This window comes from Enterobacter sp. KB-280D8, from assembly GCF_041399405.1.
In the GTDB taxonomy this organism is placed as follows: domain Bacteria; phylum Pseudomonadota; class Gammaproteobacteria; order Enterobacterales; family Enterobacteriaceae; genus Enterobacter; species Enterobacter cloacae_N.
Genome location: NZ_JBGKEC010000001.1, coordinates 539,618 through 565,303 on the forward strand (window position 1 = coordinate 539,618; position 25,686 = coordinate 565,303).

The 25,686-nt window shown below is 58.9% G+C and carries 22 protein-coding genes; 11 read left to right on the forward strand and 11 right to left on the reverse strand.

From position 1 onward, the window contains the following. The first annotated feature begins 20 nt into the window (after positions 1 to 20). Complete coding sequence (locus AB8818_RS02645) at positions 21 to 704, forward strand: copper/silver response regulator transcription factor (protein ID WP_116339845.1); 684 nt, start codon at positions 21 to 23, stop codon at positions 702 to 704. Further along, a complete protein-coding gene (locus tag AB8818_RS02650; protein WP_192982286.1) occupies positions 694 to 2,148 on the forward strand; it encodes a Cu(+)/Ag(+) sensor histidine kinase in 1,455 nt (484 codons plus the stop codon). The genes AB8818_RS02645 and AB8818_RS02650 overlap by 11 nt, the downstream gene beginning before the upstream one ends. A gap of 3 nt (positions 2,149 to 2,151) precedes the next feature. Here AB8818_RS02650 and AB8818_RS02655 read toward each other — a convergent pair whose 3' ends face one another. Continuing rightward, the gene (locus AB8818_RS02655; RefSeq protein ID WP_371199743.1) at positions 2,152 to 3,057 is read right to left on the reverse strand and encodes a LysR family transcriptional regulator; all 906 of its coding nucleotides are present in this window, start codon (positions 3,055 to 3,057) and stop codon (positions 2,152 to 2,154) included. A gap of 117 nt (positions 3,058 to 3,174) precedes the next feature. Between AB8818_RS02655 and AB8818_RS02660 the strand changes: the two genes are divergently transcribed. Then, positions 3,175 to 4,575, forward strand: coding sequence for an MFS transporter (locus AB8818_RS02660; RefSeq protein ID WP_163329434.1), 1,401 nt, complete (start codon positions 3,175 to 3,177; stop codon positions 4,573 to 4,575). A 79-nt stretch (positions 4,576 to 4,654) separates the two neighbouring features. On the opposite strand, the gene AB8818_RS02665 is transcribed toward AB8818_RS02660, so the two are convergent. Genes AB8818_RS02665 through AB8818_RS02675 form a run of 3 tightly spaced genes read right to left on the reverse strand, consistent with a single transcriptional unit; the run spans position 4,655 to position 7,365 of the window. Then, positions 4,655 to 5,650 carry a DUF2891 domain-containing protein gene (locus tag AB8818_RS02665; protein WP_192982281.1) on the reverse strand — a complete coding sequence of 332 codons (996 nt, stop codon included), beginning with the start codon at positions 5,648 to 5,650 and terminating at the stop codon, positions 4,655 to 4,657. 9 nt (positions 5,651 to 5,659) lie between these two features. Beyond that, the gene (locus tag AB8818_RS02670) at positions 5,660 to 6,646 is read right to left on the reverse strand and encodes a DUF979 domain-containing protein (RefSeq protein ID WP_192982278.1); all 987 of its coding nucleotides are present in this window, start codon (positions 6,644 to 6,646) and stop codon (positions 5,660 to 5,662) included. After that, positions 6,643 to 7,365 carry a DUF969 domain-containing protein gene (locus tag AB8818_RS02675; RefSeq protein WP_192982276.1) on the reverse strand — a complete coding sequence of 241 codons (723 nt, stop codon included), beginning with the start codon at positions 7,363 to 7,365 and terminating at the stop codon, positions 6,643 to 6,645. The genes AB8818_RS02670 and AB8818_RS02675 overlap by 4 nt, the downstream gene beginning before the upstream one ends. A 199-nt stretch (positions 7,366 to 7,564) precedes the next feature. Between AB8818_RS02675 and AB8818_RS02680 the strand changes: the two genes are divergently transcribed. Continuing rightward, the gene (locus tag AB8818_RS02680; protein ID WP_116339832.1) at positions 7,565 to 8,110 is read left to right on the forward strand and encodes a winged helix DNA-binding protein; all 546 of its coding nucleotides are present in this window, start codon (positions 7,565 to 7,567) and stop codon (positions 8,108 to 8,110) included. Position 8,111: 1 nt separating this feature from the next. Here AB8818_RS02680 and glgX read toward each other — a convergent pair whose 3' ends face one another. The 3 genes from glgX to treZ are packed head-to-tail and all read right to left on the reverse strand — an operon-like array spanning position 8,112 to position 14,455. Beyond that, positions 8,112 to 10,187, reverse strand: a complete 2,076-nt coding sequence (gene glgX, locus AB8818_RS02685) for a glycogen debranching protein GlgX (protein ID WP_192982273.1) — start codon at positions 10,185 to 10,187, stop codon at positions 8,112 to 8,114. A 15-nt stretch (positions 10,188 to 10,202) separates the two neighbouring features. Then, the gene (gene treY, locus AB8818_RS02690; protein ID WP_371199744.1) at positions 10,203 to 12,671 is read right to left on the reverse strand and encodes a malto-oligosyltrehalose synthase; all 2,469 of its coding nucleotides are present in this window, start codon (positions 12,669 to 12,671) and stop codon (positions 10,203 to 10,205) included. Continuing rightward, positions 12,668 to 14,455 carry a malto-oligosyltrehalose trehalohydrolase gene (gene treZ / locus AB8818_RS02695; protein WP_371199745.1) on the reverse strand — a complete coding sequence of 596 codons (1,788 nt, stop codon included), beginning with the start codon at positions 14,453 to 14,455 and terminating at the stop codon, positions 12,668 to 12,670. Before treZ ends, treY begins: the two co-directional genes overlap by 4 nt. A 132-nt stretch (positions 14,456 to 14,587) precedes the next feature. Here treZ and AB8818_RS02700 point away from each other — a divergent pair, with 132 nt between their 5' ends. The 4 genes from AB8818_RS02700 (at position 14,588) to AB8818_RS02715 (ending at position 17,986) form a co-directional block, all read left to right on the forward strand. Then, positions 14,588 to 15,115, forward strand: a complete 528-nt coding sequence (locus AB8818_RS02700) for a GNAT family N-acetyltransferase (RefSeq protein ID WP_116339824.1) — start codon at positions 14,588 to 14,590, stop codon at positions 15,113 to 15,115. A 77-nt stretch (positions 15,116 to 15,192) separates the two neighbouring features. After that, positions 15,193 to 15,945 carry a 5'-nucleotidase, lipoprotein e(P4) family gene (locus AB8818_RS02705; RefSeq protein WP_116339821.1) on the forward strand — a complete coding sequence of 251 codons (753 nt, stop codon included), beginning with the start codon at positions 15,193 to 15,195 and terminating at the stop codon, positions 15,943 to 15,945. Between the two features lie 141 nt (positions 15,946 to 16,086). Further along, positions 16,087 to 17,073 carry an MBL fold metallo-hydrolase gene (locus tag AB8818_RS02710; RefSeq protein WP_166711217.1) on the forward strand — a complete coding sequence of 329 codons (987 nt, stop codon included), beginning with the start codon at positions 16,087 to 16,089 and terminating at the stop codon, positions 17,071 to 17,073. A gap of 1 nt (position 17,074) precedes the next feature. Next, entirely contained in the window at positions 17,075 to 17,986 is a 912-nt protein-coding gene (locus AB8818_RS02715) for a LysR family transcriptional regulator (RefSeq protein WP_371199746.1), read from the forward strand. Here AB8818_RS02715 and AB8818_RS02720 read toward each other — a convergent pair. Beyond that, on the reverse strand, positions 17,977 to 18,861 hold the full coding sequence (locus AB8818_RS02720; protein WP_371199747.1) for a LysR substrate-binding domain-containing protein: 885 nt from the start codon (positions 18,859 to 18,861) through the stop codon (positions 17,977 to 17,979). The genes AB8818_RS02715 and AB8818_RS02720 overlap by 10 nt on opposite strands. 113 nt (positions 18,862 to 18,974) lie before the next feature. Between AB8818_RS02720 and AB8818_RS02725 the strand changes: the two genes are divergently transcribed. From AB8818_RS02725 to AB8818_RS02735, 3 genes are all read left to right on the forward strand, one after another. Continuing rightward, positions 18,975 to 20,462 (forward strand): UbiD family decarboxylase, encoded by a 1,488-nt coding sequence (locus tag AB8818_RS02725; RefSeq protein ID WP_371199749.1) that lies wholly within the window; start codon positions 18,975 to 18,977, stop codon positions 20,460 to 20,462. Between the two features lie 128 nt (positions 20,463 to 20,590). Beyond that, positions 20,591 to 20,878: a VF530 family protein gene (locus AB8818_RS02730; protein WP_163329459.1), complete on the forward strand. Its 288-nt coding sequence runs from the start codon at positions 20,591 to 20,593 to the stop codon at positions 20,876 to 20,878. Positions 20,879 to 20,885: 7 nt separating this feature from the next. Next, positions 20,886 to 22,178 (forward strand): glycoside hydrolase family 10 protein, encoded by a 1,293-nt coding sequence (locus AB8818_RS02735; protein ID WP_371199750.1) that lies wholly within the window; start codon positions 20,886 to 20,888, stop codon positions 22,176 to 22,178. 41 nt (positions 22,179 to 22,219) lie between these two features. Here the strand turns inward: AB8818_RS02735 and dsbG are convergent, their stop codons facing one another. From dsbG to AB8818_RS02750, 3 genes are read right to left on the reverse strand one after another with little or no spacing between them, the layout of a single operon-like run. Further along, positions 22,220 to 22,978 (reverse strand): thiol:disulfide interchange protein DsbG, encoded by a 759-nt coding sequence (dsbG, locus tag AB8818_RS02740; RefSeq protein WP_371199751.1) that lies wholly within the window; start codon positions 22,976 to 22,978, stop codon positions 22,220 to 22,222. A gap of 41 nt (positions 22,979 to 23,019) precedes the next feature. Continuing rightward, positions 23,020 to 23,631, reverse strand: coding sequence for a DsbA family protein (locus tag AB8818_RS02745; protein WP_192982242.1), 612 nt, complete (start codon positions 23,629 to 23,631; stop codon positions 23,020 to 23,022). Between the two features lie 7 nt (positions 23,632 to 23,638). Further along, a complete protein-coding gene (locus AB8818_RS02750; protein ID WP_192982240.1) occupies positions 23,639 to 25,663 on the reverse strand; it encodes a protein-disulfide reductase DsbD in 2,025 nt (674 codons plus the stop codon). Between the last annotated feature and the right edge of the window lie 23 nt (positions 25,664 to 25,686).

The window sequence follows — 25,686 nt, forward strand, 5'->3', positions numbered from 1 at the left end:
AGCCAGTCAGGGGGAGCACGATGAAAATACTGATCGTCGAAGATGAAATGAAAACCGGTGAGTACCTCAGCAAGGGGCTGACGGAAGCGGGGTTTGTCGTGGACCACGCGGATAACGGCCTGAACGGCTACCACCTCGCCATGACCGCTGAATACGATCTGCTGATTCTGGATATCATGCTGCCCGATGTGAACGGCTGGGATATTGTCCGCATGCTTCGCTCGGCCGGTAAAGGGATGCCCATCCTGTTACTCACGGCTCTCGGAACGATTGAACACCGGGTTAAAGGGCTTGAGCTGGGCGCGGATGATTATCTCATTAAGCCGTTCGCCTTCGCTGAGCTGCTCGCCAGGGTAAGGACGCTGTTAAGACGCGGGAATACGGTGATCGCGGAAAGCCAGCTCCAGGCGGCTGACCTGACGGTTGACCTCGTATCGCGAAAGGTCAGCCGGGCGGGCAATCGTATCCTGCTCACCAGCAAAGAGTTCAGCCTGCTGGAGTTTTTCCTGCGTCATCAGGGAGAGGTACTTCCCCGCTCCCTGATTGCCTCCCAGGTGTGGGACATGAACTTTGACAGCGACACGAACGCAATTGACGTGGCAGTAAAGCGGCTGCGCGCAAAGATCGATAACGATTTTGAACCGAAGCTGATCCAGACGGTGCGCGGCGTGGGTTATATGCTGGAGGTACCGGATGCACGTTAAGCTTCCCAGGCGCCCTTTTTCTCTTGCCTTGCGGCTGACCTTTTTTATCAGCCTCTCCACGATACTGGCCTTTTTCGCCTTTACCTGGTTTATGCTCCATTCCGTTGAAAAGCATTTCGCCGAGCAGGACATAAGCGACTTACAGCAGATCAGCAGCGCGATGCATCGCATCCTCCAGTCTCCGGCCGATCCCGACCAAAAGAAAATCAGCAAGATTAAAGAGTCGGTCGCCAGCTACCGCAACGTGGCCGTCCTGCTTCTGGATCCGCAGGGCAATACCCTGTTCAGCTCGGCGCAAGGGGCGGCACTGCGCCCGGCGATGAATACGGCGAACTTTAGCGCACACCGTCGTGCACAGGATGTGTTTCTCTGGACGGTTGAAGACCCTGCCGCCCCCCTGCACGCCGGGTCCGACATGAAGATGCAAACCTACCGAATTATCGCCTCTTCAGGCACGGCGACACTGCAGGGCAAAACCCAGAACTACGTCATGCTGATCGGGCTCTCGATAAATTTTCATCTCCACTACCTTGAGGCGCTGAAGAAGAATCTTTTTGCCATAGCCGCAGCGATCAGCCTGCTGATTGTGCTGGTTATTCGTATCGCGGTGCGCCAGGGACACTTGCCCCTGCGTAACGTCAGCACCGCCATTAAAAATATCACCTCCGAAAATCTGGATGCGCGGCTGGAGCCGTCCCGCGTGCCCGTTGAGCTGGAACAGCTGGTGATCTCCTTCAACCATATGATTGGGAAAATTGAAGATGTCTTTACCCGGCAGGCGAATTTTTCCGCCGATATCGCCCACGAAATCAGAACCCCCATCACCAACCTGGTGACGCAAACGGAAATTGCGTTGAGCCAGAACCGCTCTCAGAAAGAGCTGGAAGATGTCCTCTACTCCAGCCTGGAAGAGTACAACCGGATGACCCGCATGGTCAGCGATATGCTTTTTCTGGCGCAGGCGGATAATAACCAGCTGATCCCAGACCGGGTGATGTTTGATTTAAGCGCCGAGGTCATGAAAGTGTTCGATTTCTTCGAAGCCTGGGCGGAAGAACGCCACATCTCACTGAAATTTAACGGGATGCCCTGCCTGATAGAAGGCGATCCGCAGATGTTCAGAAGAGCAATCAATAACCTGCTCTCCAACGCCCTGCGCTATACGCCGGAAGGGAAAACGGTAACGGTCTCCATCAGAAAACGGGATAACGACGTTGAGCTGGTGACAGAAAACCCCGGCACGCCGATCCCGCAGGCGCATCTGCCAAAGCTGTTTGACCGTTTTTATCGCGTCGATCCGTCCAGACAGCGCAAAGGTGAAGGCAGCGGAATTGGGCTTGCCATCGTGAAGTCCATCGTCACGGCGCACCACGGCAAAGTCCGCGTGGAATCGGATGCGGTGTCGACGCGCTTCATCCTCACCGTGCCCGGAAAAGTGTTCTGAGCGTCAGCAAACAGCGCGGCACACCTCAAGGACCTTTTCCCTGAGCCAGCGATGCGCCGGGTCCCGCTCCATGCGAGGATGCCACATCTGTGACACCGTAATGGTGCGGGTCTTAAAGGGCAGTTCAAAGACGTGCACGCGCTCGGTCATCGCCTGATTGAGCAGGTACAACGCCGGAACCATAGCAATAAGATCGGAGGCCAGCGCCACGGATAACGCCGTCGGGAATCCAGGCACCACACTGGCGATCTTTCGTTTCATCCCCCGTTCCGCCAGCGCATCGTCAACAGACCCGTGTAATGCCCCATCAGGCGACGCCACCACATGGCCCCACGCGACATAATCGTCAAGGCTGACATCAGGCTGTGACGACAGCGGATGCCCCTTGCGCATCGCGCCAACAAACCGATCCTGAAAAAGCCGCTGCAGGCGTATTTCTGGCCCCATATTGTTCTGCACGCCGATCTCCAGGTCGACAAGCCCCTCCCGCAAATAGCGCGACGTTTTCTCTGGTTTGGGAGCGAAGCGGATGCACACTCCGGGCGCAACGCTCGCCACGGCGGCTATGAGCAGTGGCCCAAACGCCACCACAAAACCGTCGTTGGCCCGGATGGTGAACAGCCGCTCGAGACTTTCCACCTTCAGCGTGTCGGTGGAGGGCTGGAGCACCGCTCTCGCCTCATGCACGGCGCTTCGGGCTCGGTCCCGCGTGGCTTCAGCCCAGGGGGTCAGCACCATCTGCCGACCAGCCCGCACCAGGATAGGATCGCCTGTCACCTCCCGCAGCCTGCTCAGGGTACGGCTCATGGCGGAGGTGCTCAGGTTCAAACGTCGCGCCGCGCCCGCCACGCTGGCCTCGGCCAGCAGAACGTCGAGCGCAACCAGAAGGTTAAAGTCAGGATCGGACACGATGGCTCCTCAGATAAGGCGTTCTATGCAACGATAAAGTGCAAACGCTGCGTCTTCCGCCCTGTATACCCCATGATTATAGTTTCGTCATCACTATTCTTATCCGGAGTAACGACGATGACGCTATTTTCAAACCTGCCCGGCGATGAAGGATTACCCGGTCATGAACGCGCCAGGGTGATGGCCGCCGTCATGACCACCACGCTGATGGGCGTCTTTGACGGCACCATGATCAACATCGCGCTGCCCTCCATGGCAAAGGCAATGCAGGTGCCCGCGAACGTTGCGGTTTGGTTTGCCAACGGCTATCTGCTGTCAGCGGCCATGACGCTGGCCATCTTCGCGGCGCTGGCGGCGCGAGTGGGCTATCGCCCGGTGTTTCTTGCCGGGCTTGCCACCTTTACGCTCACCTCGCTCGGCTGCGCGCTGGCGAAGACGCCCGACATGTTGATCGGCATGCGTATTCTGCAGGGCATCGGCGGGGCGGCCACCCTGAGTATCGCCCCGGCGATCCTGCGATCCGTATTTCCGGGTCGACTGCTTGGCCGAATTCTGGGGCTGCACGCCCTGCTTATCGCCTCCAGCACGGCGATTTCCCCTGTCCTGGGCGGAACCATACTGGACGCGCTGAGCTGGCAGTGGCTGTTCGCCATTAACATCATCCCGGGCAGCGTTGCCCTGCTGCTGGCGTGGCGGGCGTTACCGCGCCAGCCGGACGTTGATCGGTCCCCCTTTGATACGCCGGGCGCCGTGCTCTCCGCCGTGCTGTTAGGTTCTGCAATCATGCTGGCCGACAGCCTTCAGCACATAACGCAAAGTATCAACCCGGCGGCCACAGGCTGGGGGCTCCTCACGCTGGCCAGCGCCCTCGCCTTTATCTGGCGTATTCGGCGCGCGCAAAGTCCCATACTGCCGCCCGTTATTTTCAAAAATGGGTGCTTTACGCTTGCAGCCCTGACCTCGCTGGCCTCGTTTGTCAGCCAGGGCATTACCTTTGTCGCGCTGCCGTTCCTGTTTCAGAGCGTGTATGGCTACAGCCCGGTGGTTTCGGCGCTGCTGTTCACCCCGTGGCCGATTGGCATCGTGCTGATCGCGCCGCACGCGGGGCGCTGGGCGGATACCCTTTCCGCGCCGCTGATCTCGACTGTCGGGCTGATGATTTTTGTCGGTGGGCTGGTTCTGCTGGCGACGTTGCCGGACAGCCCTTCCGTATGGAATATCTGCCTGCGCAGTCTGGTGTGCGGGATTGGGTTTGGCTGCTTCCAGAGCCCCAATAACCGGGAAATGCTCGCTAACGTGGCGCGGGAATATGCCAGCTATGCCTCCGGCGTGTTGTCGATTGTGAGGACATTTGGCCAGTGTCTTGGTGCCGCCGCGGTGGGCGTGCTGCTTGCGACGACCGAATCAGACCATGACCGGGCCGTGCATTTTGCGCTGTGGATCGCCGTCATCGCCTCGACGGGGTCGGTTTTGTTTAGCGCGAGTCGTTTGCGCCCTGCGGTTCGGGCATCAGCCTGATTCGCCCGGCGGCGCTACGCTTGCACAATGCAGGCCGGGTAAGCGCAGCGTCACCCGGCAAAAAAGACGACTCGCTCGTTTACTCCAGCGCCAGCAGCGCAAAGCTCGCCAGCCAGTGCCCGCCGCTGTAGTGGCTGCCCACCACGTGCTCGACGCTTGCCGTCAGGTGTTTCGACACGGCATCACGCAGCGCCTGCTGCGCCGGGTGGTTTGCCGGAAGCGCTTTAGCAATATGCTTCATACACCACGCGCGGCTGAGGTTTAATCCGTCGAGATGGGCGATTTTCGGATCGGTACGGTCGCTCACCTCCGCCGGGTTCATCAGCGCCGCAACGGATCCAACATCCGGCAGAAACGCGTCAAACCAGGCCGGGAAATCTTCCAAAACCTTGCTCATCAGCAGCGCTTCCGTCAGCGCCCCGGAAATGTACTCATCCCCGCCGGGTTCGTAGTGGGCAGGATAGCGCGTGTCGGCGCGATAAAACCGCTCCGCCGCCGTGACAATCGCCTGCTCAAGCGCGCTATCTTCTACGACTCGGGCGTAGTCCAGCCCCAGCGCGAGGGCAAACGCCGTGTTGTAGTGCGTCCCGACGCGGATCGGATAGGTGAGCTTGCTGAGGTAATCCACCAGCCGGTTACGAATATCCTGCGTTAGCGGCTCAAGCGTTTGATACCAGACTGCGGCCTGCGGCAGCGACGACTGTTTCAGCTCCTGAGCCAGTGCCAGCAGCCAGCCGTAGCCATACGGGCGCTCAAACGAGGCGCGGAACGGCGCGGTGAAATAGGCCAGCTCTTTCGCCACGTTCTTTTCCGTCAGGTGTTCGTCGAAAAGCGCGAAGATCGCGTCCCGGCTCGGCAGCTCCGGATAGAGGCGCACGCAGCGCAGCAGCAGCCAGTAGCCGTGCACCGCCGAGTGCCAGTCGAAACAGCCGTAGAAAATCGGGTGCAGCTCGCGCGGCGGCAGAACGTCACCATCATCATTCAGCAGGTGCATGATGTGGTTTGGGTATTCCTGGCGCAAATAGGTTAAAGGCATGCGGGCAAACGCGTCAGCCTGATGTTGCGTCAATTCCATAACAGCTCCTTAGCGAAACACGAGGAAATACATGAGGAACACGTTCACCACCAGCAGGGTTAACGCGGTCGGGATCTGGATCTTGATCACCTGATATTTGTCTTTCAGCTCCAGCAAGGCGGCGGGAACAATATTGAAGTTCGCGGCCATCGGCGTCATCAGCGTGCCGCAGTAGCCCGCGTACATGCCAATCGCCAGCAGCGGCGCCGGGTTGCCGTGATGCACGTTGATCAGGAACGGTAAGGCGATCCCCGCACTCAGCACCGGGAAAGCGGCAAAGGCGTTACCCATGATCATGGTAAACAGCGCCATCCCCACGCAATAAATCACCACCAGCATGAAGCGACTGTCCGGGTTCACGAACAGGCTGACCACCTTCTGCACCGAATCCCCGGTATTGGCCGCGACGAACACGCCGCCGAGCATCGCCAGCATCTGCGGCAGGATCACCGCCCAGCCGATAGTGTCGACAAGACGACGAGACTGGCGAATAGCATGCAGCGGCGTCCCCTTCGTCAGCCACCAGCCGGTGAGGATCGCCGCGACGCAGGCCACGCACAGCGCCGCCAGGGTGAGCTGTTTCTGATCGAGCAGGAACACGCCGCCAACCGACACCCCTTTCAGGAACAGCGTCCCGATAACCGTTACCACCGGGATCATCAGCGCGGGCAGGAACAGCCAGTTTTTAAGGCACTTTGACGAGGCAATGCGTTCCTCCTCGGAGGCCATTTTGTAGTGCCCTTTCCCGACCAGGCCAAAACCCGCCAGCAGCGCGATAGCGATGACGCACCCGCCAACGATCCGGTACGCCAGCGATTTACCCAGCTCCTGCACCATCAGGTCACCGAACAGGAAGATCCCGCCGAATAAAAACCAGAACAGCGCGGTGGTAAAACGCTTCGGATTGGCGCGATCGCGCAGGGTCATAACGACCAGCAGCATCACGACAAAGCCGATCAGGTAATACACACGGTTAATGGTGATAAGCGTCATCATTGCGCGGCCCCCTGCGTTCCCTGCTCTGCACGCCATGCCATCACGTCGCGACGGATGCTGGCGTCCAGGCGCAGCAGGCGCGTCATATGAATAATCAATGCCGCAATCGCGGTTGGGATAGCCCACAGGCCGATATGCAGCGGTTCGATGCCCTGAATACCGTTCTCTTTCAGGAACGCGTCGATCAGCAGCACCGCACCAAAGGCGATAAAGATGTCTTCTCCAAAGAAGACCGCAATGTTGTCGCACGCCGCGGCATGGGCCTTGATTTTGTCGCGAATGTGCTGCGGCAGCTCGCCGTATTCGTTCAGGGCGGCCCCTTCAGCCATCGGCGCCAGCAGCGGACGCACCGTCTGGGCATGGCCGCCCAGCGACATCAGCCCCAGCGCGGCGGTGCCTTCACGTGCCACGAAGTAGAGCATCAGGATACGCGCCGAGGTGGCGCTGGCGATCTTCGCGACCCAGGCCTGGGCGCGCTCTTTAAGCCCGTAGTATTCCAGCAGACCAATCACCGGCAGGATCAGGATGAAGGTCGCCAGCGATCGGCTGTTGACGAACTTCTCGCCGAAGGTTTCCAGCAGCATCCCGAAATCCATCCCGACCAGCAGGCCCGTCGCCAGCCCCGCCACCACGACTACCAGCAGCGGGTTGAAGCGCAGTGCAAAACCAATAACCACGATCGGTATCCCGATCAGCGGCAACAGCGTAGTACCGTCCATAACGTTTACCCTATCGAAAGTGAGCGTTGCGCGCCGACGGCTATTTTTTTAATTTGCGGCGAGCGATGTTGTGTTTTACGTCAGGCTTCACAAAACCTGCGCTAAAAAGCTATATCTGAACCTCAAAAACATGTAAACAAATTATCAATAAAATGTTCTTATTTTATCGACGAGTTTACATTTCTGGCTAAGGAACGTTATGACCTCGAAAAAGAGTGCTTCACCCGATCGCGACGATATCAACGATGGCCGGATCGTCTCTTCCCGCCATCTGGTTTCCGAGCGCTGCGCAGAACTGTCAGAGCTGGAGTACGCGCTGATCATGACCGGCAACGCGTTCAACAAGTGGATGGTGCGCTGCATGACCGCAGCCGGCGAACCGGATATGGGCGCCTTTGACGTTTCGCTGCTGCATCACGTGAACCACCGCGACCGCAAGAAAAAGCTGGCCGACATCTGTTTCGTGCTTAACGTGGAAGATACCCACGTGGTGACCTATGCCCTGAAGAAGCTGGTCAAAGCGGGCTACGTGACGAGTGAGAAAGCGGGTAAAGAGCTCTTTTTCTCCACCACGGAGGAAGGGAAAGCGTTGTGCATGAAGTACCGGGACGTGCGGGAAGCGTGTCTAATTGCCATCCACGCGGAGAGCGGCATTTCCGGGAAAGCGATCGGCGAAACCGCGCAGCTGTTACGCGCGATCTCCTCCCTGTATGACACCGCCGCCCGCGCGGCGGCGTCGCTCTGAACTACGGACGTCTGAACAGAGTAATGCTGCGTCCGGCCAGCTCGTACTCTACGGTGTCGGTGATTGCTGTTCCGGCGGCAGCGTCATCCGCCGTAGACAGTTCAAGAACCCATCCCCCTTCGCCAAACTGCGGGATCTGGAACGGCACGGTGCCTTCGAACGGGTTAAACAGCATCAGCACGTCGTGCCAGATTCCGTCCTCCTGCCTGAGATCCGGTCTGCTGATGGAGACCCCGAGCGTCGAACCTTCATCCCACTGCTCGGCCTGCTGCGGACCGCCCCCGGCATTAAACCAGCGGATCTCCAGCCCGTCGCGCCAGCTTTCACGGCGCAGCAGCGGCTGTTGCGCGCGAAGGGCAATGAGACGACGAGTAAACTCGCGCAGCGCAGCGTCGTTTTCGGAGAGCCCCTTCCAGTCAATCCACGAGATCTCGCTGTCCTGGCAGTAGCCGTTGTTGTTGCCCTTCTGCGTGCGGCCAAACTCGTCGCCCGCAAGCAGCATCGGCGTGCCGTGGGAGAACAGCAGCGTGGTCAGGAAATTGCGCTTCTGCCGTTCGCGTGTAGCAATAATATCCGGGTTCTCCGTCGGTCCTTCTTCCCCATAGTTGTACGAGCGGTTATCGTTATGCCCGTCGTTATTGTCCTCTCCGTTATCGGCGTTATGCTTCTCGTTGTACGACACCAGATCATTCAGCGTAAAGCCGTCGTGAGCGGTGATGAAGTTGACGCTGGCCCACGGACGACGCCCGCGCAGGTCGTACAGATCCCCGGAGCCCAGCAGACGCGCGGCAAAGTCGGTGGAGACGTTATCCCCCTTCCAGTACTCGCGAACGGTATCACGATACTTATCGTTCCACTCCCCCCAGCCCGGCGGGAAACCGCCGACCTGATACCCGCCGGGGCCAATATCCCAGGGTTCGCCAATCAGCTTGAGTCTCGATAACACCGGATCCTGAGTCATGGCGTCGAAGAAACCGCCGCGTGGGTCAAACCCCTCGGGCTCGCGGCCCAGTATCGTCCCCAGATCGAAACGAAAACCGTCAATATGCATCGATTCCGCCCAGTAGCGCAGGGAGTCCATCACCATCTGTAGCACACGCGGGTGCGAGGTGTTGACCGTATTCCCCGTCCCGGTGTCGTTGATGTAGTAACGGTGCTGGTCCGGCAGGGTTCGGTAATAGCTGTAGTTATCGATCCCCTTAAACGAGAGCGTAGGCCCTAGCTCGTTACCTTCCGCCGTGTGGTTATAGACCACGTCCAGAATCACCTCAATGCCCGCGTCATGATAGGCGCGCACCATGTCGCGAAAGCCCTGGATCCCCGCCGGGCCGTAGTAGCGCGACGCGGGGGCAAAAAAGCCCAGCGTGTTATAGCCCCAGAAGTTTTTCAGGCCACGGTCGAGGAGATGCTGGTCGTCCGGGAACCAATGAACCGGCAGCAGCTCCACCGAGGTAATGCCCAGGCTTTTGATGTAGTCGACCGAGGCTTTATGTCCCATCCCCTCAAACGTTCCGCGCAGCTCGGGCGGGATGGCCGGGTTCATCTGGGTAAAGCCCTTGACGTGGCTCTCATAGACAACGGTATGCGGCCAGGGCACGTTTGGCCGGTTGTTATCCTGCCAGTCGAAAGCGTTCGGGTCGATAACCTTGCATTTCGGCGTGAACGGCGCGCTGTCCCGCGTATCAAAGCTTAAATCTAACTCGTCATGCCCCAGCTCATAGCCGAAATGGGCATCGTTCCAGTCGATATCGCCCACCAGTTCACGGGCATACGGGTCGATAAGCAGCTTATGCGGGTTAAAACGGTGACCGTTTTCAGGGTCGTAAGGTCCGTAGACGCGATAGCCATACAGCGCGCCGGGCTTCAGATCGGGCACATAGCCGTGCCAGACCTCATGGGTATATTCCGGCAGCTCCAGCCGGGCGATTTCCGTTTTCCCGGACGGGTCAAACAGACAGAGCTCCACCCGCTCAGCGTGCGCGGAGAACAGCGCGAAGTTAACGCCCTTCCCGTCATAATTCGCCCCCAGCTGTTGGCCATGACCGGCCCGAATTTCAAACGTAGTATCCTTTGCCATTTTTGTTCTCCACGATTATTCGCAGGTAAGCAGAACCAGTACACATCCCTTTTCTGACGTTAAATCCAGCGTCTCTTGCAGAATGCGGCTCTCACCGCTGAACAGATCCCGATAGCGCTTCCCGGCCAGTTCGTCGGGTATCGCTACCGTGGTATTGACCCACAGCTGATGATTATCGGTGACGCCAAAAACCAGACGCGGCACGGCAACGATCAGCGCCTCGTCGTCCTTAACCCGCGCATAGACAATCAGGTTTTCCTCGCGCTCGCCGGAAACCTTGAGCGGCAGCCAGTCGCCGTAGCGGAAAAGCGCGTCGTAATGCGGTCGAAGTCGTAACAGCGTGGCGGTAACGAACTGTTTAACGCGCCCGTCACGCCAGCAGGCCGGGTTGTCAAACACCGTGGCATCCGCCGCGCTGAGGTTTTGCACCAGGGCCGGGAAGTCCGGCTCCCGTCGGTTATCCGGGTCGACCAGGCTAAAGTTGAGCGCCTCGCTGCCCTGATAGATATCCGGCACGCCGGGAGCTGTCAGCTTGATCAGCGTCTGGCTGAGGCTGTTCATCAGCCCGGCGCGGATAAAGGGCTGCATCGCCTCGCTGAAATCGTGCAGGAACAGGCTGTTATCCGAGGACAACAGGTGCCGCGCGTAGCTCAACACCACGCTCTCGTAGCTCTCGTTGCTGTCGATCCAGTCGGTGCGCTGCTTCGCCTCGCGAAGCGCTTTCTCAAGGAAGCCAAGGAAGCGCGTCTCCAGTGATGCAAGCCCTTCAGCGTCGTCCGGTGACAGCGTGGCAGGCCAGACGCCCGCCAGCGCCTGGTAGATCATCCAGGTATCTGCGGCGTTCGGCGCGGTGCCGTCATTAAGAAAACGCACCCGGGTCTGGTTAATCTGCCGCCAGCGGGCGAGATTTTCTCCCCAGCGTTCCGGCGCCTCCGTCAGGGTGTAGAGACGCGCCCGGGCGTCTTCTCCGCGCTTGGTATCGTGCGTGGAAGTGCCCAGCAGCGCGTCCGGCTGACGGGCCAGACGAATGCGCATCTCCTGATGAAAGCGGGATAGTGAAAACGCGCGCGGCGTCGGGTCAGCGCCCACTTCATTGAGCGCAAGCTCAAGGTTAAGGCGGAAAAACAGCGTGTCTTCCACCGACTTCGCCATCAGCGGCCCGGTCAGCTGCTGGAAGCGTGTTCTGAAAAGCGCGGCGGACTCGCGGCAATCTTCCGGCAGGTCGCCGGTAAGAATGCGCACAATCAGACTCAGGGCCGCCTCGGACGTATTTACGCCGGCGACCACGCGGCTAAGCAGCGCCACGTCCGGCGGGGTTAACCCCTCGCGAGTGCCATAGGTGCGGTACACCGGAAACGCAATAAGCAACTCGCGCAGCGCGTGACGGATTTCCTCGCGCGGCAGCGCTACCTCATTACGGCGGGCCAGATCGTCCGCAAGGTTTAGCAGCGTGGTGAACTCGCCCTCAAAATTACGATCGGTCATCAGGCCCTTGGCATCGCGCAGTTCAGCGTGGCGATCGACCATCATTCCCAGCGTCTCGTCGTGGATGGTCTCCAGACGCGACAGGTTATCGTCGTCGACCAGCACCTCCGCCAGCGAGGCGATAAACTCGTACCCGGTGGTACCGGAAACCGGCCAGTCGGTGGGCAGCTGCTCTCCCTTCGCGAGAATTTTCTCGACCGTGATGTAGCAGTCGGGTCCGGTTTTCTGCCGCAGGCGCTGCAGATAACCCAGCGGATCGGCCAGGCCGTCAATATGGTCAATGCGCAGGCCGTCTACGACGCCCGCGTGAACCAGCTCAAGGATCAGCCGGTGCGTATCGTCGAAGACCGCCTCGTCTTCAACCCGAACGCCCACCAGACCGGTGATCTCGAAGAAGCGCCGCCACGAGAGCTGCTTCGGCGCTTCCCGCCAGGACATCAGCCGCCAGCTTTGCGCGTCGTGCAGTTCGGCAATGCTTTTCTCCTCGCTGTAGGTGCCCGGGTTGAGCGGGTACGCGGTGTCGTAATAGACCAGAGAGGCTCTATTAGTGACAGTGCCACGTTCTAGCGTGATAGCCCCCTTCTCCAGCTCCGCCTCAAAGGTGTCGCCGAGAAACGGCAGCGTCAGTGGTCGCGACGCGTCGATATCGAAATAGCGGAAATAGCGGCTCTGCTGGCCGTATTCAATCACGTCCCGCCACCAGGTGTTCTCCAGCGAGGTGGACATATGGTTTGGGACAATATCAAGAATCAGCCCCATGCCGGCCTGCCTGAGCGCCGCGGCCATGCGGTCAAAGCCTTCCCGACCGCCGATCGCGGGATCAATTTCATTCGGGTTGGTCACGTCATAGCCGTGAGTGGAACCCGTTGTGGCGGTAAATACGGGCGAGGCGTAGAGGTGGCTGATGCCGAGGTCTTTCAGATACGGCACCAGTTCGACAGCGCGATCAAACGTCATGCCGTTGCGGAACTGGATACGGTACGTGGCGGAAGGGATCATAACGATGCGTCTCCATCAGCAAAGCGAACGACAATACTGTTCGGCGGCAAAACGTCCGTTACCTCCGGCCAGGCAAAGCGCGTCTCCCCTGAAAGCACAGGCAGATCGACAGGCTTAGGGCCGATATTAAGCGCCAGATAGAGCGTCCCGGACGGGAAGTGCCAGCTCACCACCGCCATGCCGGGCACGGTCTTGATTACCTTGCCCTGAACGGTGCCGCCGTGACGCAGAAGCGGAACGATATGGCGATGGCGCAGCGTCAGCAGGTGGCGCGTGAAGCGCAGCCACGTTTTACCTTCGTCGGTGGCAATCTTATGCCAGTCGAGCTTTGATCGAACGAAGGTGTTCACGTCGTTCGGATCCGGGACGGTTTCATCGTGCCCGGCGTGGCCGGTAAACTCTTTCGCGCGCCCTTCCCGCACCGCTTTTGCCAGTTCGCCGTGAAAATCGGTGAAGAACAGGAACGGGTGCGTTTCACCGAACTCTTCGCCCATAAACAGCAGCGGGATATGGGGAGAAAGCAGCAGCGCGGCAAGCAGCACCCGCGTCTTATCGGCCCCCGCGAGGGTGATAAGCCGCTCGCCCTGGGCGCGATTCCCGGTCTGATCGTGGTTCTGAATAAAATCGACGAAGAACTGCGGCGGCTGCGTGCTGCACTCCACCCCGCGAGATTCCCCGGTTTGCAGCGAAATCTCACCCTGGTAGACAAACCCTTCCGCCAGCGCACGAGCGAACTTTTTCTCCGGCTCAAAGGCAAAATCCTGGTAGTAGGCGTGCGTTTCGCCGGTAGCAAACACGTGGGCAGCGTTGTGGAAGTCATCATTCCACTCGGCGGTGAACAGCGGCGTGTTGCCCTGTTCATCGCGCGGATGCAGGAAAATCACGTTGCGGCTGTCTTCCGTGGTCAGGTGAACGTGACGGTGCGGGAGCGCCTCGCGGATCTTCGCGGCAATCTCCTCAAGAATGTGCGTCTCCTCGCTGTCTTTAATCTGGTCGATGGCATCAAAGCGCAGGCCGTCCAGACGGTATTCCGTCAGCCAGTAGAGCGGCGCATCGGTAATGTACTGCCTCACCGGCACGCGCTCGTAAGCGATGCCGTTGCCCCACGGCGTCATCCGATTCGCATCGAAAAACGCGGGCGACAGCAGAGGCAGATAGTTCCCCTCCGGGCCGAAGTGGTTGAGCACGATATCCAGCACTACCGAAAGCCCCAACCCGTGCGCGGCATCGATAAACGCGTGGAAATCCTCCGGCGTGCCGTAGGCAGAGTGCGGGGCATACAGCAGCACGCCGTCGTAGCCCCAGCCGCGGGATCCGCCAAACTGGGAGACGGGCATAACTTCAAGCTGGGTGATACCCAGCTCTGCAAGATAAGGCAGCTTGTCAATGGCCGCCCGGAAGGTGCCCTCCGGGGTAAAGGTGCCGATGTGCAGCTCGTAGATAACCGTCTCTTCCCACGGCCGCCCTGCCCAGTCCCGGTTAACCGGCTGATAGCGTCGGGGATCGATAACGACGGAGGGGCCGTTAACATCGCCCTTTTGCGCGCGCGATGCCGGGTCGGGTACCGCCATGCCGTCCTGCAGGACAAACTGATACTCTGTACCGTGCGTGACGCCATGAACGTCTGCCTGGAACCAGCCGTGCCCCACCGCCGTCATCGGCACGTCGATGGCGGCCAGACGTAGCGTAAGTTCTTTCTGTCCTTCAGCCCAGACGCGAAAACGTACAACGTCATCGGAAATAAACTCAGCACCCCACTGCTTTTGAAATGTCCTGAATTCCATTCATTGTCCTCGAATGACCCACATTTTACGCGGAACGAAGTACAAGCTTAGTTCAGGATTAAAAGTCCGTTAGCTCAGCGGATTTAACCGCTTCGTCTATTCTTTATGAAATAACTCACTACCGGGAATACTATGCAGATTCGAAAAGGATTAAATACCGATCTCCCACGCCTTGAATGCTGTGACTTTTCTTTCACCATTAGCCGCATCGCCAGAGAACCTTTTATCCACGGTGATTTGCATATCGAAGCCGTTGCCGAGCCCTGGATAAAAACCTACGAGCTCGACATCCAAACCCTTGAAAACCACTGTGTTAATCCGGATGCCATCTTTCTTGTTGCTGAAACGGATGACGGTCAAATAGCCGGATTTATTACCGCTTCGATCGGCTGGAATAAGTTTATTTCGGTGGATTACATCGCCGTGGAGCGCACGAAACGCCGAACCGGCGCCGCGCAAAAGCTGATGGCCGCCGCGCACGTCTGGGCCCGGAGCGTAAACGCGCCGGGATTACGGCTTGAAACACAAAATGTGAACGTCTCTGCCTGTCTGTTTTACCGTCACTACGGGTTTACCCTGGGCGGATACGATCGTTATCTCTACAACGCCTTGCCGGAAAAAGACGAAGTCGCCCTGTTCTGGTATTACATGCTGGTGTAGCGATGCAGCCTTCATATTTCTGTCATTGAACTTCATTACGCTTTCGGGATTTTAACCACGGTGTTGAGGAAAGAAGTGTGAATTCAATGGCTAAGGCATTACTGCTGGTATTACCTGTTATGAGTGCAGCGGCGACGGCCGCCGGGCGAGACCTGTGTGAACCCAAAGCGTACGAAATGGCGCTGCGTTATCAGCAGAAATCGGCAGAGATTATGGCCCTTCAGCTGCAGACGTATCGGTTTGCCACCGAGCGCTTCAACGAGAAGTTAAAGGATCTGAAAACGCCTGAAAATTACGCCGTAGTGATGGACCTAGATGAAACGGTGCTGGATAACACCCCCCTGCTGGTGCGCGACATGGAGCAGTGTCACGACTATACAAAATGGGATACCTGGAGCGACTGGGAGAAGCAGGGAAAACCCGGCTTAATTCCGGGAGCGAAGGCATTTCTTGACCACGTTAATCAAAGCAAGGTCCGTATCTATTACGTCTCGGACCGCATGCAGGAAAATAAAGCCGATACGCTCAGAACGTTAACAGCCCTGGGACTTCCGCAGGTGTCCGATGAAAGCGTGCTTCTGGATACGGTCAGCAAGGAAGAGCGTCGCCAGAGCATCCTCAAAAAGCAGCAGATCGTGATGCTGTTTGGCGACAGCCTGCCGGATTTCGCCGTGCAGTTTAAAAACAAAAAGCCGAGCGAGCAGCAGCGCGAGCTGGTTGAGGCCAGCGTGGAACACTTCGGTAATGACTGGATTGTGCTGCCTAATGCCGCTTATGGCTCCTGGTCGAAAGCCACTCCGGACGGCTGGAACGCATCGCTGAAAAAATAACGTTTTACGAGCCGGGAAAGGCTTCACTGTCACCCGGCTTTTGCGCTGAGCTATTTATCTCGTTTATAGGTCCTATCATTTCCGGGCAGGTTCTTATACTTTTACGGAGCAGTAAGATGAGCACTTTCAAAGGAGACTCGTATGCTTACCGTGAAAAAACTTGCTCTTTCCACGCTGATTTCAAGTTCAATGCTTTTTTACCCTACGCTGCAGGCCTCGGCGGAAACGCCGCAGCACGTCGTTAAACAATCGGCAGGCGGTTACAGCGTGCAGGTCGGCGACGTTGTGGTGACCTCGTTTACCGACGGGACCGTCGCGCAGGATCTGCACAAGCTGCTGCGCCGGACCACAGAGCAAAAAACTGACGCACTGCTCGCGAAAAATTTCCAGACCAACCCGGCGGAAGTGTCCATCAATGCCTTTCTGATTGCGATGCCCGGACACAAAATCCTGGTCGATACCGGCTCCGGCCAGCTCTTTGGCCCCGGTAACGGCGGACGTCTGATTGAGAGCCTCGCCACCAGGGGAATCAAACCCGGGGACATCACTGAAGTCCTGCTGACCCACGCCCATTCCGACCATGCGGGCGGCCTGGTGAAAGACGGCAAGGTGGTGTTCAGCAACGCGCGCGTTTACGTCGGCAAACCGGACGTCGACTTTTTCTTTAACGAAGACAATCAGAAAAAAACCGGCTACGACCAGAACTACTTTGACGTCGCGCAGAAAACCTTAAAGCCCTATCTTGACGCCGGCAAAGTGGTGCCGTTTAGCGGAACCTCTGAGATTCTTCCGGGGCTTACCGGCACGGTTCACCCCGGACACACGCCGGGTTCGGCCTTCTACACGCTTGAAAGTAAAGGCGAGAAGATCACCTTCATCGGTGACGTTATTCACGTTGCGGCGGTCCAGTTCCCGCAGCCTGAGGTTACTATCGCCTACGATCAGGATCAGGACGGCGCAGCACGCGTGCGCGAGCATGCGTTCGCAGAGTTTGTGAAAAACAGAGACCTGGTTGCCGCACCCCATCTGCCTTTCCCGGGCATCGGGTATGTGACGAAAGGAGAGAAAGGCGGCTATGTCTGGGTACCTGTCACCTATACCAACCGGGACGCCAGCAGCGCTAAATAAGATGGCGCCCGTTTCTGAGATGGACATAGACCTGCTCCTGACGCTGGACGCTCTGCTTCAGGACAGGAACATCACCCACGCGGCCGCGCGGCTGGGCATCAGCCAGCCCGCGCTGTCCGCTCGCCTGGCGCGTCTGCGCGCGCTCTTTGGCGAACCGCTATTTATTCCTTCTCCACATGGACGCGGGGTGTTACCCACGCCGAGAGCGGAAGCGCTGAAGCCGCAGGTAGAGAGCGTTTTGCGCGGCATTAGCGCGATGTTTGCCCCCGCCGCGTTTGATGGGAAGACCAGCACCCGGACCTTTGTCATCGCGCTGCATGAAAACCCGGCGCTGATGCTGGGCACCGGGCTGCTTAATCAGGTGATGGCCGATGCTCCCGGCATCCGCCTGCGCTTCGCCCTGCCGGAGATGGCTGCCCTGCCGCAGCAGCTGGAAAACGGTGATGTCGATATCTATATCGGCGTGAGCGCGGGTGCCCATGACGGCTGGGTAAGGCGCAAATTGCTCGACGACGCGTTTGCCACCGCCCAGCGCAAAGGCCATCCGCGCGGGACCGGTACGTTAGACCTGGAAAGCTACTGCGCACTTTCCCATCTGGTAGTGTCGTCAGCCGGGGATCCGTTTACCGGCTTTGTCGATCAAACCCTGGCCGGGCTGGGCCATCAGCGGCACGTCGCGATGTCAACCCAGAGCTACGCCATGGCGCCTGCGCTTGTCGCCGGTACCGATCTCGTTTGCACCTTACCGGAACGGATGCTGCGACAGTTCGCCAGCACGCTGGATATTTTTCCCCCGCCGCTGCCGCTCCAGCCGATTACCATTTACATGTACTGGCACCCGAAAAACAGCCGGGATCCGGCGAGCGTCTGGCTGCGCGAGCAGCTGCTGGAGGCGGCCGGGCGTCAGATGTGATCGAGGGTAACCAGAAACTTTTTAAGCACTTCTGAGCGAATAATCCGGTGGCAAACCAGCGTCAGCTCGCTTTCCCGGAGCCGGTCCAGGATGTCCACGTAAACCACATTCTCGACGCTCACCGCCTTTGCCGACGCCGGCAACAGCGCCAGGCCAAATCCGGCCGAGACAAGGCTTATCACCGTGGGCACGTCAGTCGCGTTTTGTACCACGTCCGGCTGAAAGCCCGCGCCGCTACAGGCGTCAAAGAAATACTGTTCCAGCCCCATTCCCTCCGGGTCGCGCAGGGAGATCCATTTTTCATCTTTCACCGACGAAAGCGTCAGCGCGGACGATCCCGCCAGCGGATGCTGACGATAAAGCGCCAGGACCGTTTTCTCTGACGCGAACGGGCGGCTTTGCAGATCGTCAGGCAGCGACGGCAGCGGTGCCCGGATAATGGCCACATCCAACTGGTTACTCTGCACAGCAGCGTAGAGCGTCTGCACGTTTCCCGTCACCAGCGACATGGTAATGGCCGGCCAGCGCGTGTGCATCTGGCGCAGCGCAGTGGGCAACCTGCCGTCAAACATCGCGCTCGATACGCACCCCAGGTTTAACACCCCCTGCTCACCTCGTGCCGTTTGTCTGGCGTCCAGAACCGCCTGCTCGGTCAGGGAGATGGCGAGCCTGGCTTTCACCAGAAACGCTTCGCCCGCAGGTGTCAGGGTTAAGCGGCGGTTCGCCCGGCTAAAGAGCGTAACGCCTAAACGTTCTTCCAGCGCCTTTATCTGCTGGCTTAACGCCGGCTGCGCCATGTTCAGACGCTCGGCGGCCCGATGCATGTGGAGCTCTTCGGCAACGACGATGAAATGGCGCATCTGACGAAACTGCACGGAACGCCTCCTTATTTTGATATGAATTCACTTATCAATTTAACAGCAATGATGCAATTGATGCTATTGGTCATTGCCATAAAAATGGAGGTATTCAAACGAGGGAGGAAAATATGGAAAACCCGATCAACGATCTCCGCAGCGCCATCGCCCTGCTTCAGCGCCACGAAGGGCACTATCTTGAAACCGATTATCCGGTCGATCCCAACGCGGAGCTGGCGGGTGTGTACCGTCATATCGGCGCGGGCGGTACGGTAAAACGTCCGACGCGCATTGGCCCGGCCATGATGTTCAACAGCGTGAAGGGCTATCCGGGCTCCCGCATTCTGGTGGGCATGCACGCCAGCCGCGAGCGCGCGGCGCTGCTCTTGGGCTGCGAGCCCTCTGAGCTGGCAAAACGCGTCGGCCAGGCGGTGAAAAAGCCGGTCGCCCCCGTTGTCGTCCCCGCCTCGCAGGCGCCGTGTCAGGAGCAGGTTTTCTACGCTGACGATCCTGACTTCGACCTGCGTAAGCTCCTTCCGGCACCGACCAATACGCCGATTGATGCAGGCCCGTTCTTCTGCCTGGGGCTGGTGCTGGCAAGCGATCCTGAAGATAGCTCGCTGACGGATGTCACCATTCACCGCCTCTGCGTCCAGGAGCGCGACGAGCTTTCTATGTTCCTTGCCGCCGGCCGGCATATCGAAGTCTTCCGCAAAAAGGCGGAAAAGGCCGGAAAACCGCTGCCGGTGACCATCAACATGGGGCTCGACCCGGCCATCTATATCGGCGCGTGCTTTGAGGCCCCTACCACCCCGTTTGGCTACAACGAGCTGGGCGTCGCCGGGGCGCTGCGCCAGCAGCCGGTCGAGTTGGTACAGGGCGTGGCGGTAAAAGAGAAAGCGATAGCGCGGGCGGAGATTATCATCGAGGGTGAACTGCTCCCGGGCGTGCGCGTTAGAGAAGATCAGCACACCAACACCGGCCACGCGATGCCGGAGTTCCCGGGCTACTGCGGCGAGGCGAACCCCTCCCTGCCCGTGATCAAAGTGAAAGCGGTGACCATGCGAAACCACGCGATCCTGCAAACGCTGGTGGGACCGGGAGAAGAACATACCACGCTGGCCGGTTTGCCGACGGAGGCCAGCATCCGCAATGCCGTTGAGGAGGCGATTCCAGGCTTCCTGCAAAACGTCTATGCGCACACCGCAGGCGGCGGCAAGTTCCTCGGCATACTGCAGGTAAAAAAACGCCAGCCGTCGGACGAAGGACGTCAGGGCCAGGCGGCGCTTATCGCCTTAGCCACCTATTCGGAATTGAAGAATATTATCCTTGTCGACGAAGACGTGGATATTTTCGACAGCGACGACATCCTGTGGGCGATGACCACCCGTATGCAGGGCGATGTCAGCATTACCAATATTCCGGGGATCCGCGGCCACCAGCTGGATCCGTCCCAGTCGCCGGAGTACAGCACCTCGATTCGCGGAAACGGCATCTCCTGCAAGACCATCTTCGACTGCACGGTGCCGTGGGCGCTGAAGGACCGCTTCGAGCGCGCACCGTTTATGGAGGTGGATCCGCGTCCGTGGGCGCCGGAGCTGTTTAAAGACAAAAAGTAAACGGACATTTCTCTTTTCTTCACCCCTCAGGGGTGAAGAATCTCACGCTAAAATTGCCGCTTCCCCTGCTTTCTTGTACCCTTTCACCGGTAAACCCACCCCCACTAAAACTGAGACCTTCGACACCTATGACTGCACACATTTCCAAAGATCCTTTACATGGCGTAACGCTGGAGATGATGGTCAACGCCCTGGTGGCGAAATATGGCTGGAGCGAGTTGGGTGACCGCATCAAAATTAACTGTTTCAGAAAGGACCCCAGCGTTAAATCGAGCCTGAAATTTCTGCGCCGCACCCCATGGGCGCGGGCGGAAGTTGAAGCCCTGTATCTGGACTCCCTCAACGACGAGGAAAGTGCAGAACAGGCGGTGCCCACCTTTAATCCCTGGGCTAACAGTCGGATTATCAAGAGCTAATACGCAAATGACGCGACACGTAAAACGGATCGGTGCGCTGGCTGCCTGCGCACTTTTACTTGTAAGCTGCTCCTCAAAACCACCCAAATCACTGGTTACCCCTCTTCCCACCGCGAGCAAACCGACACCGCAGGCCAACGCGCCGATGCGCGGGATCTGGCTGGCGACCGTCTCGCGTCTCGACTGGCCGCCGGTGGCCTCGGTGAATGGCCGCAGCGCCGACCAGCGCATCGCCATGCAAAAGCAGGCGCTCACCAGCAAGCTCGACAATCTTAAGCACCTCGGGATTAACACGGTATTTTTCCAGGTGAAGCCGGACAGCACCGCGCTCTGGTCATCAAAAATTTTACCGTGGTCGGATATGCTGACGGGCAACATCGGCGAGTACCCGGGATACGATCCGCTGCAGTTTATGCTGGATGAAGCGCACAAGCGCGGCATGAAGGTCCATGCCTGGTTTAACCCATACCGCGTGTCGACCAACACGAAGCCGTCAACCATCGCCGCGCTGAACCGAACCTCATCTCTCTCTCCGTCCAGCGTCTATGTGCAGCATCCGGAATGGGTGCGCGTCTCCGGCGATCGTTTTGTTCTCGACCCAGGCATTCCCGAAGTGCGCGACTGGATAACCAAAGTGGTGACCGAAGTGGTGGCGAACTACCCGGTAGACGGCGTGCAGTTTGATGATTATTTCTATGCCGAATCGCCGGGATCCGCGCTCAACGACGCGCAGACCTGGCGACAGTACGGCCAGGGATTTGCCTCAAAGGCCGACTGGCGAAGACACAACACGCAGCAGCTGATCGTGCAGGTGTCCCGCGCGATTAAACAGACGAAGCCCGACGTTGAGTTTGGCGTCAGCCCGGCGGGCGTGTGGCGTAACCGCTCCTTTGACCCGGCAGGCTCGGACACCCGCGGCGCGGCGGCTTATGATGAATCCTACGCCGATACGCGGCAGTGGGTGCAGCAAGGCCTGCTCGACTACATCGCGCCGCAGATTTACTGGCCCTTCTCCCGGGACGCCGCGCGCTACGACGTGCTGACCAGATGGTGGGCCGACGTGGTGAAGCCAACCCACACGCGCCTGTATATCGGCATTGCGTTCTACAAGGTGGGCGAGCCCTCGAAAAATGAGCCGGACTGGACGGTTCAGGGCGGCGTGCCGGAGCTGAAAAAGCAGCTCGATCTCAACGATTCGCTGCCCAACGTCAACGGCACCATCCTGTTCCGGGAAGATTACCTGAACCAGCCGCAGACGCAGCAGGCGGTGAACTATCTGAAAGGGCGCTGGGGAAGCTAAGTAACCATCAGGCAGAAACGGGACGTTTCTGCCTGATTTTTTTACGGCTTCGGCCCGAACATCGCCTCAAGCTGCTGAGCGTCCGGCATTCCGACCACCTGCTGTAGCTCATTGTCTGCATTCAGATAGTAAATGGCCGGCGTGGCATTAGCGCCCAGGCTGTCCATCAGCGTCTGGTGCTTCTGCAGGATTGCTACCGTTTCGCGGGAAGCGTCCCCCTCTGGCCTGGGCAATTTTTTCCCACCGGAAAGCTCGTATTCACGCCAGGCGGAGACCGGATCTTTCGCATTCAGGATCGCAGAGGCGTTGCGCCCGCTGTTAGGGTTGAGAAACGCCACCAGCAGCGTGTTGAGCTGAACCTTGCCTGCCTTCACCCACGGCTGCGCTTCGGCCCAGAACTGCTTGCAGTACGGGCAGAACGGATCGGCGAAGACGAAGACCTTACGCGGGGCGTTTTCCGCCCCTTCCTTCAGGGGATGCGCAGCGTTCAGGTTCTTCCACATCTCGCGTCCCATCGGAGCGTAGATCTCTTTCTGGAAATAGCCCTCGCTGAGGTTTTTTCCTTTGTCATCGTACAGATAGCCCGAAATGACGTGCTTGCCGTCCGGCGTTAAAAAGATCGTCACGCCCATGTCCTGATATTGCCCCAGCCAGGCCGGTGCGCCGCCGGGAGCATCAAGTTTCTTAATGATTTTGATCTGCTGCTGCTCGCTGAACTGCTTCACCACATCCGGTATGGTATCAGCGGCCTGGGTCAGCCCTGAGGTCGCCAGCGCCGAAAGTAACAGTAATTTTTTCATTTCCCTCTCCGGTTTGTCGGGGGCATTCCGCCCCCTTCAGGTTAGCGGTTTTTCAGAGCGTCACTGACCATTTCGTCGAACTGCTCAAACGGAACCCAGCCGGGCAGCAGCCCTTCGCCGATAAGCGTGGCGGGCGTGCCCTGAATTCCCATTTTTTCTGCGACGATCAGGCTGCGTTTGATCGACACCATACTCTCATCATCCGGCGCGGTGACGCTCACCCCGGCCCGTTTTTGCGCCTCCTGAATGCTGGCGTCATCGTGGTATCCCTTTTTTGCCATCAGGGTATGGTTAAATTTCATAAACTGCTCGGGATGCGCGCGCCAGACGGTTAACGCGTCACGTGCGGCGGTCAATGAACTTTCCGAGCGGAAAGGTAAAAACTTAAAGACCACCGCAACATCCGGGTGTTTTTCGACGATCTTCTCCAGGTACGGATCGAATTTCTTACAGTACGGGCAGTTGTAGTCGGTAAACACCACCAGGGTGAGCTTTGGATTTTTCGCGCCGATACGCGGTGAGTTCGGATCGTTAAACAGGAAATCAGCGATCATTTTCTGCGCGCGCTGCTCCTGGTCCGGCGTCAGCGGCTGGGCAGCGAACACCTGAAGCGGGGCCAGCAGGAGCAGAAGCGTTATAAGGAATTTTTTCATGACACAGTTAGCCTTTTGCGTTGTTCAGGGTGGTGACCAGGGTGCGCTTATCCAGCAGCGGGGAGAGGATCTCCCCCTCAGGCGTGCCGGGGCCATACACCTCATTAAAGGGAATGGCGTAGCGGTTTCGCTTCGCCAGAAAATCCGCGATTAGCGCGGAGGGCTGGCTCCAGTCTCCGCGCAGGGCCACCACGTCCGGCTGGCTCAGCGCGGCAATAACGTCCGGCTGACGCAGTACACGATGCTCGTTAACTTTGCAGGTCACGCACCAGTCCGCGGAGATATCCACAAACACCCGTTTCCCCTGCGCCAGCGCCAGCTGGATGGCCTCCTCGCTGAGCGGCTGCCACGGGATAGTCTGAGCGTCATTCCGCGCCACGGCGTCAGACGGTGAGTTAAGCAACCCGCGCAGCTGATACCCGCCGAACACCGACAGCGCGATAACCACGATCCAGAACAACGGCGAAGAGGTTTGCCCCTTCTTCACGAACAGTGCCAGCGCGATAGCGATCAGCACCAGCATCACGATCTGGCTGACCGCCTCGCCCAGATGCAGGCTCAGCAGCGTGACCAGCCAGAGGCTGGAGGCCAGCATCATCAAGCCCAGGATCGTTTTGAGCGTGTTCATCCAGCGGCCGGGTTTTGGCAGCAGCATGGCCGTTTTCGGCACCAGGGCGACAAACAGCCACGGCAGGCTCATGCCCACGCCGAGCATCAGGAAGATGAGCCACAGGGAGTGCAGCGGCGCGCCAAGGGCAAAAGCAACCGCCGTACCGAGAAACGGTGCGGAGCACGGCGTCGCCAGCAGCGTGGCGAACATCCCTTCGCAGAAGCTGCCGCCGATCCCCGCTCCCCCTGCCGTCGCCAGCCGTCCTGCCGCAGAGGAAGGCAGCAGCATTTCAAACGCCCCAAACAGGTTCAGCGCAAACAGGAAGGTGACGGCGACCATCAGGCCGATAAACCAGGGGTTCTGGAACTGAATTCCCCACCCCAGCGACGCCCCGGCCAGCTTCAGCGCGGTCACCATCGCGGCCAGCAGCATAAAGGAGGTAAGGATCCCGGCGCTGGTTGCCAGGAAGCGCAGCCTGATGGCGCGCCTGTCCGATCCTGCCAGCAGGATGCTGTTAAGCTTCATGCCCATGACCGGCAGCACGCAGGGCATCAGGTTCAGGATCAGCCCGCCCAGCAGGGCAAAAAGCACCATTTTACCCGTTCCGCCTGGAGTGGAAGGCTCTGCGGGGGTTGCCCCAACGGTCATGGTGGTCTGCTGCGCGTTACCGCCATTGGTCAGCACAAACGACAGACTCTTGCCTTCCAGCGAGGCGGGTTTATCGCCCCATTCGTCGGTCACGGGTACCGCCACCCGAAGCGTATTGCCGTCGTGTTTAATGACCGGCTCGCCGGGAAGAATGTCTCCCTCCAGCTGGTCAAAATAGATCCCCGGATTGACCCACTTCCCGTCCGTGGTACCGGTAATCACCAGCTTGTCGCCAGAAAGCCAGGCGGAAAGATCTGCGGATACGCCAGACGTGCCCGGAACGGTGCGCATCGCTTGCTCGAAGGCGGCCTGGAAGCCCTTATCCACCGGCTGGGTGAAATCGAGATGCAGCGGGTAGTCCGTCAGCAGGCAGACGTTACTGCACGTCGAGAGTGTGAGCGTTCCGTCGAGTGTGTCGCCCTTCACTCCGTCGAGAACGATCGGAATCGTGACCTTATCGTGATACCCCTGCGTCGTCATGCCGGAGATATCGAAGCGCGATGGAACCGGCCAGGACCAGCTGTCCGTTACGCCTTCCGGCCAGCTGATTTTTGGCGCGACGCCGCCCTCTCCCGGCGATCGCCAGTAGGTTTTCCAGCCGGGCTTTAGCTCAACGGTGAGCAGGCCTTTTACGTGCGTTTGTTCCCTCTCCGCCTGAAAGCGGATGCGGGCGTGATCGTTTTGTGGGGAGACCAGCCAGCCGGTGTCTGCCGCATGGGCAATGCCGATGCAGGACAGCCACAGAAAGACGAATCCCCTGAAGAGGTTAACCATGTATTACTCCGTGAACAGTGAAA

Bases quoted from the DNA above. Each gene is read 5' to 3' on its own strand.
- AB8818_RS02645 (WP_116339845.1), top strand. From the start codon at position 21: ATGAAAATACTGATCGTCGAAGATGAAATGAAAACCGGTGAGTACCTC.
- AB8818_RS02650 (WP_192982286.1), top strand. From the start codon at position 694: ATGCACGTTAAGCTTCCCAGGCGCCCTTTTTCTCTTGCCTTGCGGCTG.
- AB8818_RS02660 (WP_163329434.1), top strand. From the start codon at position 3,175: ATGACGCTATTTTCAAACCTGCCCGGCGATGAAGGATTACCCGGTCAT.
- AB8818_RS02665 (WP_192982281.1), bottom strand. From the start codon at position 5,650: ATGGAATTGACGCAACATCAGGCTGACGCGTTTGCCCGCATGCCTTTA.
- AB8818_RS02670 (WP_192982278.1), bottom strand. From the start codon at position 6,646: ATGATGACGCTTATCACCATTAACCGTGTGTATTACCTGATCGGCTTT.
- AB8818_RS02675 (WP_192982276.1), bottom strand. From the start codon at position 7,365: ATGGACGGTACTACGCTGTTGCCGCTGATCGGGATACCGATCGTGGTT.
- AB8818_RS02680 (WP_116339832.1), top strand. From the start codon at position 7,565: ATGACCTCGAAAAAGAGTGCTTCACCCGATCGCGACGATATCAACGAT.
- glgX (WP_192982273.1), bottom strand. From the start codon at position 10,187: ATGGCAAAGGATACTACGTTTGAAATTCGGGCCGGTCATGGCCAACAG.
- treY (WP_371199744.1), bottom strand. From the start codon at position 12,671: ATGATCCCTTCCGCCACGTACCGTATCCAGTTCCGCAACGGCATGACG.
- treZ (WP_371199745.1), bottom strand. From the start codon at position 14,455: ATGGAATTCAGGACATTTCAAAAGCAGTGGGGTGCTGAGTTTATTTCC.
- AB8818_RS02700 (WP_116339824.1), top strand. From the start codon at position 14,588: ATGCAGATTCGAAAAGGATTAAATACCGATCTCCCACGCCTTGAATGC.
- AB8818_RS02710 (WP_166711217.1), top strand. From the start codon at position 16,087: ATGCTTACCGTGAAAAAACTTGCTCTTTCCACGCTGATTTCAAGTTCA.
- AB8818_RS02715 (WP_371199746.1), top strand. From the start codon at position 17,075: ATGGCGCCCGTTTCTGAGATGGACATAGACCTGCTCCTGACGCTGGAC.
- AB8818_RS02725 (WP_371199749.1), top strand. From the start codon at position 18,975: ATGGAAAACCCGATCAACGATCTCCGCAGCGCCATCGCCCTGCTTCAG.
- AB8818_RS02730 (WP_163329459.1), top strand. From the start codon at position 20,591: ATGACTGCACACATTTCCAAAGATCCTTTACATGGCGTAACGCTGGAG.
- AB8818_RS02735 (WP_371199750.1), top strand. From the start codon at position 20,886: ATGACGCGACACGTAAAACGGATCGGTGCGCTGGCTGCCTGCGCACTT.
- dsbG (WP_371199751.1), bottom strand. From the start codon at position 22,978: ATGAAAAAATTACTGTTACTTTCGGCGCTGGCGACCTCAGGGCTGACC.
- AB8818_RS02745 (WP_192982242.1), bottom strand. From the start codon at position 23,631: ATGAAAAAATTCCTTATAACGCTTCTGCTCCTGCTGGCCCCGCTTCAG.
- AB8818_RS02750 (WP_192982240.1), bottom strand. From the start codon at position 25,663: ATGGTTAACCTCTTCAGGGGATTCGTCTTTCTGTGGCTGTCCTGCATC.